Below are 1,919 nucleotides of genomic sequence, written 5' to 3' on the forward strand. Positions count from 1 at the left end.
GCCGGCCATTGTCATCAGTGGACCTCCTCGACGACGACGAACACGCCCGACTAGAAAAGCTCGGCAACCGGGCAGTCCTGACCCAGCCTGCACCGGTTCCGGCGTTGTTCGCTGCGCAGGTGGCGCGTGCCCCGGGGGCGGTGGCGGTGAGTTGGGCTGGTGGTTCGTTGACGTATCGCGAGTTGGATGTGGCGGCGAATCGGTTGGCGCACGTGTTGGTCGGGCGGGGTGTGGGCCGCGGACAGTGTGTGGGGTTGTTGTTGGAGCGCTCGGCTGAGGCGATTGTGTCGATGTTGGCGGTGCTCAAGGCTGGGGCGGCGTATTTGGCGATTGATCCGGGGCTGCCTGCTGCGCGGGTTGGGTTCATGGTGGTTGATGCGGCACCGGTGGTGGTGCTCACTACTGCGGGGTTGGCGGGGCGAGTTGAGGGTTATGGCGTTGCGGTCATCGACGTCGATGATCCGCGCGTGGACGGTCAGCCCGATAGCGGGTTGCCGGAGCCGGGTCCCGAGGACTTGGCGTATTTGATTTACACCTCGGGCACTACCGGTGTCCCGAAGGGGGTGGCGGTCACGCATCGCAATCTGGGCCATGTGGCGCAGTCGATGCCACCACAGTTGCCGGCGAAGCAGGTGTGGACGCAGTGCCATTCGTATGCGTTTGACTTTTCGGTGTGGGAGATTTGGGCGGCGCTGCTGGGCGGGGGCCGGTTGGTGATCGTGCCCGAATCGGTTGCGAGTTCGCCCGATGACTTCCATGCGCTGCTAGTGAGCCAGCGGGTCACCGTGTTGACTCAGACGCCGTCGGCGATCAACGCGCTGTCGCCGCTGGGGTTGGAGTCGGTGGCGGTGCTACTCGGTGGTGAGCCCTGTGCGGCGGAGGTGGTGGATCGCTGGGCGCCGGGGCGGGTGGTGATCAATGCTTATGGGCCCACGGAGGTCACGGTGTATGCGTCGATGAGCGCACCGTTGGTGGCGGGGTCGGGGGCAGCACCGATTGGGGCGCCGGTGCCGGAAGCGGCGGTGTTTGTGCTCGATGAGTGGTTGCGGCCGGTACCGGCCGGGGTGATCGGTGAGTTGTATGTGGCCGGCAGTGGTGTGGCGTGCGGGTATGTGCGTCGCGCAGGATTGACCGCATCGCGGTTTGTGGCCTGCCCATTCGGCTGGGCCGGGGCGTCCGGACAACGGATGTATCGCACCGGGGATTTGGTGAGTTGGCGCGCTGATGGGCAGTTGCAGTATCTGGGCCGCGCTGATGATCAGGTCAAGATCCGCGGGTATCGCATCGAGCTCGGTGAAATCCAAACAGCTCTAGCGGGTTTGGACGGGGTCGAACAGGCGGTGGTGATCGCTCGTGAGGACCAGCCGGGCATCAAACGCCTGGTGGGCTATGTCGTTGGGTCGGGGACCGCGGCGCTGGACTCCGCCGATCTGCGCATCGCATTGGCTGAGCGGCTGCCGGCCTACATGGTGCCGGCCGCAATCATGGTGCTCGAGGCGTTGCCGTTGACGGTCAACGGCAAGCTCGACACCCGCGCACTGCCGGCACCCGACTACCAAGACAGCGAGCGCTACCGCGCCCCGGCCAACCCCACCGAGGAGATCCTGGCCGGCATCTACGCCCAGATCCTGGGACTCGAGCGGGTCGGCGTCGACGACTCCTTCTTCGATCTGGGTGGCGATTCCCTGACGGCGATGCGCTTGATCGCCGCGATCAACACCAACCTCAATGCCGGCCTTACCGTACGCACCGTGTTCGAGGCACCCACCGTGGCCCAGCTAGCACCGCGGATCGGTGAAGAAACAAGCCAACTCCCACCCTTGATGCCCGCCACACGACCCGAGCATGTTCCGTTGTCGTTTGCTCAGCAGCGGTTGTGGTTTATCGATCAGTTGTATGGGCCGTCGCCGATTTATAAC

1 protein-coding gene is annotated in these 1,919 nt (G+C 65.0%); it reads left to right on the forward strand.

Annotated elements, in window-relative coordinates:
- A partial coding sequence (locus A5707_RS05520; protein WP_156657592.1) for a non-ribosomal peptide synthetase occupies positions 1-1,919 on the forward strand: 1,919 nt, incomplete at both ends.

Origin of the sequence: Mycobacterium kyorinense (assembly GCF_001672775.1) — a bacterium.
GTDB classification, from domain to species: domain Bacteria; phylum Actinomycetota; class Actinomycetes; order Mycobacteriales; family Mycobacteriaceae; genus Mycobacterium; species Mycobacterium kyorinense_A.